Below are 5,166 nucleotides of genomic sequence, written 5' to 3'. Positions count from 1 at the left end.
TGTTGCTCGCCAGTTCATCGCACAAGGCAAAGGCGGCAAGATCATCAACATCGCTTCCATGCTTTCTTACCAGGGTGGCATCCGCGTACCGTCTTACACCGCGTCTAAAAGCGCAGTTATGGGCGTGACCCGTCTGCTGGCGAACGAGTGGGCTCAACACGGTATCAACGTGAACGCTATCGCACCGGGCTATATGGCAACTAACAACACCCAGCAACTGCGTGCGGATGAAGAGCGTAGCGCGGCGATTCTTGAGCGTATCCCTGCTGGCCGTTGGGGTCTGCCAGAAGATCTGAAAGGTCCAATTGTGTTCCTGGCTTCTACCGCTTCTGATTACATCAACGGTTACACCGTTGCTGTTGATGGCGGTTGGTTAGCGCGCTAATTCGAGATTGATGTGTAGGGGGGATGTATTCACCCTACAATCTCCGGAAACATCTGAAACCTCCTGAAATCAGGAGGTTTTTTTTATTTCTCGATCTTCGCCAAATACAACGCTGGCATGCCTTCCTCGTCAGAGGTGTAAAGTACCCACTGGTTATCCGGGCTAAATGATGGATGCGGGTGCGTCACCTGCCGGTCGCCATCAAGAACTTTCCACGATGTGTTGTGTTGGCAAACCGCTTTCTGAGTTCCCTTCTTCAGATCAAACACCCAAATGAACGGATCGTTGAGATCGATATTCCCGGTTTTGTGCGGCGCACCGTCACCGACCACTAATGAGCCGTCATGATTGCTCATCAAATGTGAACATGGGGGAATGGTTCGCAGTAGGTGATTTTCAAGCGTTTGCGGGTCAGCACTCCATAAATAGCGGTGGGCATCACCTTCTTTGTGCGCGACGTAATAGAGCGCAGACCCATCCGGCACCCAAAATTCATGGGTGAAACTCTCGCCTTTTTGATGCTGGCGCACGTTACGCAGATTGCTGCCATCTTGATTAATCAACCACATACGAGCATCAATGGCATCTCGTGGGCCTTCGTGGCAAAACGCGACAGTTTCATCGTCGAATGGCCGGTAAATCGGATGACCCAGCCAGCGTTTTTCTTGCAAAACAACCTGTTGCTCGCCAGTGTGCAGGTCAATGCGAATCAGGCGACATTCAGGATTGGTGAAATAGAAATCGCGGAACTTTTGCCAGTCGGTGAGCGGTGACCAGTCGCTCTTTTTAATCTCAATACCGACCAGTTGGCTGCAATCGGAATTCGCCACCCAGGTTCCGTAAGCCACCCATTCGTCATCGACTTCATAAACCACGTATTCCTCAAGTGATTCAAGATCGACACGGCGCAATTCACGGGTGTTTTTCACATACCATAGCGACTTGTCGTCAGCTGATAAAAAACCGCCAAAGGTATTATCACCCGGGCCTTCAGTCAGCTGAGTGGCGATTTGTTTTTCTAAATCCAGAGAATAGTAATTCCAGTGCCCTTCAAACGCGCCGCCGAAAATCAGCCGTTGCCCATCATTGCTAAAGCACTTTTGATAGAAATAATTGCGGTGGCAAATGACATGCGGCGGAGTCAAACGCAAGACTTCAGTACCGGTTTCCTTGTCGCGTCGGGCGCGGAAGGAAAGTGGGATTTTCTTACCTTTAGCCATAACGAATTTCCTGATCAGGTTAAAAAAATACCCTGCCACACCAGAAGTGGGGCAGGGTATAGAATTGAAAACTTAGGCTGATTGATTAACGCATTGCGCGTTTCAGGATACGGTTACCCTGGCGCTCAAACTCAGCAGCCGTTTCTTCTACTGTTTTCTGGCCATAATCGATGTACTGCAAAGAGGTTCCGAACAGAGACACAATTTGCGGATCGTCGAAGTATGGAGAAGTTGGCAGTTTGTTTGGCAGAGATTGTGCCAGTTTCAGGCCCGCAACCGCTGGATCGGTATCTTTGATAACGCCATCAGCAGTTAACTGGGTGACCGCGGCTTTGCTCAACGGAACGCCACGCTCCAGGCCCAGTGCTTCTACACCTGCTTTCTCGTTCAGCAAGAAGTTAATCAGCATTGCTGCTTCTTTCGGATTCTTAGTTGTTTTACTGATAGAGAACATTTGCGCTGGTTTGAAGAACAGACCTGCATCTGTTGCACCTGGCAACATTGGGTAAGAACCCAGCTCCAGTTTTGCTGGTGGCTTCAGGTTGTCGGAGTACTTTTTAATGGTGGAGTTCCACATGTAAGTACCCGCCCACTCGCCTTCAATCCATGGCTTCATCTCGTACATGTTGCTCTTACCAAATGAGGCATAATATTTGGTGTCAGGCATTACGTGGCTGTCGATGAGTTTTTTGTACATGCCGAAGAACTCAACCCATTGTTCTTTGCTGTAACCAAATTGCTTTTTGGTGGCATCGATTTCTGGAATATTGTATTTCTGCACCATGTAAGAACGCAGTAAAGACAGGGTATCCTGGTGCTCTAACACCACTGGGTAGTACTGCTTGCCCAATTTGGATTCGAACGCTTTACCCGCGGCCATCAACTCATCCCATGTTTTCGGGTAAGCAATGCCTGCTTTTTTCCAGGATTCGTCGTTGAAATAGAACACACGCGCGGTGACGGAGATTGGGATCCCGTTCAGCTTGCCATCGACGGTGGTCGACTGCAGTTCTTTAGGATCAAACTGTGCTATATCCAGCTCGCCCTTCACGGTATTCAGATCGTAGAAACCCGTGCCGTTTTTAGAGAAAATGGGTAGCCAGTTCCAGTTAGTCTGCATGACGTCCGGCTCAGTGCCACCTGCAATCTGGGTGGTCAGACGGGACAGATGGCCATCCCAACCGGTGTATTCGGAACTAACCTTAATGTTTGGATGTTGTTTCTGGAACTCTTCAACCGCCTTCAAGGTAACCTGATGGCGTCCGTTGCCACCCCACCAGGACATACGTAAATTAACATCATCTGCCGCAAACGCCGAGCTGGCAGCCATTCCTAAAGTAGAGGCAATCAGGGTACTTAATAGCACTTTCTTCATTATCATAGACTCCGGTCAGAGAGAGATGTTCTGTTCTGTTTTTGCGTCGAAAATATGACATTTTTCCATGTCAAACTTGAAATACACCTTACGGTGAAGGCCTTTTTCAATCATTGGCTTAGCTTCATCGGAAGGGATGCGGCAGGTCATTTCGAAATCAGCTACTTTCAGGTAGATGAAGAACTCATGGCCCATGTTCTCCACACGTACTAATTCGCCGCTGGAGTGACTCTCAGCGAACGGTTCATCAGAGAGTGAAATAAATTCAGGACGGATGCCGAAGAAGATGTCCTGATTTTTGTATTCAGCACAACGCGTCTGCTGGCGCTCGTTTAATGCCAGCGTATCGTTGCCCAAACTAATCTGCAGACGGCCATCTTTCTCAATCAGCTTGCTCGGGCGAATGTTCATTTCTGGCGCACCGATGAAGCCTGCAACAAACATGTTTTTCGGGAAGTGATAGAGATTATCTGGCGTATCCACCTGCATGATGTGACCCAGTTTCATCACACAGATACGGTCGCCCATGGTCATCGCTTCGGTCTGATCGTGGGTGACATAAACGGTGGTTGCCGGCTTACCGCTCTTCTTGAGTTGCTTATGCAGGTCAGAGATACGAATACGCATTGAGGCGCGCAGTTTGGCATCAAGGTTAGACAGGGGTTCGTCAAACAAGAACACATCAGGTTTTTTCACAATCGCACGGCCTACGGCCACACGCTGTGCCTGGCCACCAGACAACTGGCGCGGCAGCCTGTCCATCAGTTCATCGAGTTCGAGAATTTTTGCTGCTTCATTAACTTGAGATTCAATCTGATCTTTTGGCAGTTTGCTCAGTTTCAGGCCGAACGCCAGGTTCTCACGCACCGTCATGTGCGGATACAAGGCGTAGTTCTGGAACACCATCGCAATACCGCGAGATTTAGGCGCCAGGTTGTTGACCACGCGATCGCCAATGCGAACTTCACCGCCGCTGATAGTTTCGAGGCCCGCGAGCATACGCAAGGTGGTTGATTTCGCGCAGCCAGATGGGCCGACGATAACCATGAACTCACCATCTTCAATTTTCAGGTCGATACCATGAACAGCCTGGAAGCCGTTGGAGTAAACTTTTTGCAATTTGTTGAAAATAACTTCAGCCATGATATTCCCTCACTTAACCTTTAATTCCGCTGCTGGTCACGCCTTGTACGAAGTAGCGTTGAGCCAGGAAGAAGATGACGATCGATGGCAGAATGGAGATGCTTGCCATTGCCAGAATTTCGTTCCATGGAGCGCCTTCAGTCACGTCGATAGACATTTTGAGCGCCAGTGCAATTGGGTATTTGTCTACGCTGTACACATAAATCAGCGGCCCGATAAAGTCGTTCATTGACCACATGAACTGGAACAATGCGACGGAGATAATGGCCGGTTTCAGAATCGGCACCACCACATACCACAGCACCTGCAGGGAGTTGCAGCCGTCGATCTGTGCGGCCTCTTCCATGTCACGCGGAACACCGCGCAGGAACTGAATCAGCATGAAGACGAAGAACCCTTGGGTGGCGAACGCCAGCGGCAGGTACAGCGGCATATAGCTGTTCAGCATGCCCATTTCGCGGAACATCAGGTACTGCGGGATCAGCAGTACGGTGCTCGGCAGGAGCATGGTGGTGATGAGCGTGGCGAACCAGAATTTCTTCCAGGGGATCTCGAAGCGGGCAAAGCCGTACGCCACGATGGTGGAGGAGATAATGGTCAGGATCACTTTCGGGATCACATACTTGAAGGTGTTCAGCATGTAATGACCGAAGTTGTACTCGGTACCGGTTTTCCAGCCGTTGATAAAGCCGTCCCAGGTGGCATGTGCAGGCCACAGCCCCAGGGTAGTGAAGATCTCGTGGTTCGGTTTGAACGACGCCGAGAACATCCACACCAGCGGATAGAGCATCAGCAGACCCACAAACAGCAGGATCACATAGCGAATAGCGGCGTTGATTTTTTCACGGCGCATCGTGCGCGCCACTTCACGTTCTGCGATGCTTCTCGCCTCGGAGAGTTGTTGAATATCAGCCATTTTTGCCTCCCTTATCGGCAGAGTAGAACACCCAGTATTTCGAAGATTTAAAGGCGATAGCGGCAAAGACCGCGACGACCAGGAACAGGATCCAGGCCAGCGCTGCGCCGTAACCCATATCAAAGTA

General features: G+C 50.1%; 5 protein-coding genes and 1 pseudogene. 1 reads left to right on the top strand and 5 read right to left on the bottom strand.

Annotated elements, in window-relative coordinates; translation table 11 throughout:
• A partial coding sequence (locus tag VJY99_RS14770; protein ID WP_324119765.1) for an SDR family oxidoreductase occupies positions 1 to 385 on the top strand: 385 nt, incomplete at its 5' end.
• An 83-nt stretch (positions 386 to 468) separates the two neighbouring features.
• Here the strand turns inward: VJY99_RS14770 and VJY99_RS14765 are convergent.
• The 5 genes and pseudogenes from VJY99_RS14765 to VJY99_RS14745 form a co-directional block, all read right to left on the bottom strand.
• Complete coding sequence (locus VJY99_RS14765; RefSeq protein ID WP_324119763.1) at positions 469 to 1,605, bottom strand: oligogalacturonate lyase family protein; 1,137 nt, start codon at positions 1,603 to 1,605, stop codon at positions 469 to 471.
• Between the two features lie 85 nt (positions 1,606 to 1,690).
• A complete protein-coding gene (locus VJY99_RS14760) occupies positions 1,691 to 2,980 on the bottom strand; it encodes an ABC transporter substrate-binding protein (RefSeq protein ID WP_324119761.1) in 1,290 nt (429 codons plus the stop codon).
• 15 nt (positions 2,981 to 2,995) lie between these two features.
• On the bottom strand, positions 2,996 to 4,123 hold the full coding sequence (locus tag VJY99_RS14755) for an ABC transporter ATP-binding protein (RefSeq protein WP_324119759.1): 1,128 nt from the start codon (positions 4,121 to 4,123) through the stop codon (positions 2,996 to 2,998).
• Between the two features lie 13 nt (positions 4,124 to 4,136).
• Positions 4,137 to 5,039, bottom strand: a complete 903-nt coding sequence (locus VJY99_RS14750; RefSeq protein ID WP_324119757.1) for a carbohydrate ABC transporter permease — start codon at positions 5,037 to 5,039, stop codon at positions 4,137 to 4,139.
• A pseudogene (locus VJY99_RS14745) lies at positions 5,032 to 5,166 on the bottom strand (sugar ABC transporter permease); the annotation flags it as partial. The pseudogene VJY99_RS14745 and the gene VJY99_RS14750, both read right to left, overlap by 8 nt.

This window comes from Buttiauxella sp. (assembly GCF_035271705.1).
Lineage (GTDB): Bacteria > Pseudomonadota > Gammaproteobacteria > Enterobacterales > Enterobacteriaceae > Buttiauxella.
This window is presented reverse-complemented; position numbering and strand designations above follow the sequence as displayed.

Coding starts and splice junctions, on each gene's coding strand:
- VJY99_RS14765 (WP_324119763.1), bottom strand. CDS start 1,605: ATGGCTAAAGGTAAGAAAATCCCACTTTCCTTCCGCGCCCGACGCGAC.
- VJY99_RS14760 (WP_324119761.1), bottom strand. CDS start 2,980: ATGAAGAAAGTGCTATTAAGTACCCTGATTGCCTCTACTTTAGGAATG.
- VJY99_RS14755 (WP_324119759.1), bottom strand. CDS start 4,123: ATGGCTGAAGTTATTTTCAACAAATTGCAAAAAGTTTACTCCAACGGC.
- VJY99_RS14750 (WP_324119757.1), bottom strand. CDS start 5,039: ATGGCTGATATTCAACAACTCTCCGAGGCGAGAAGCATCGCAGAACGT.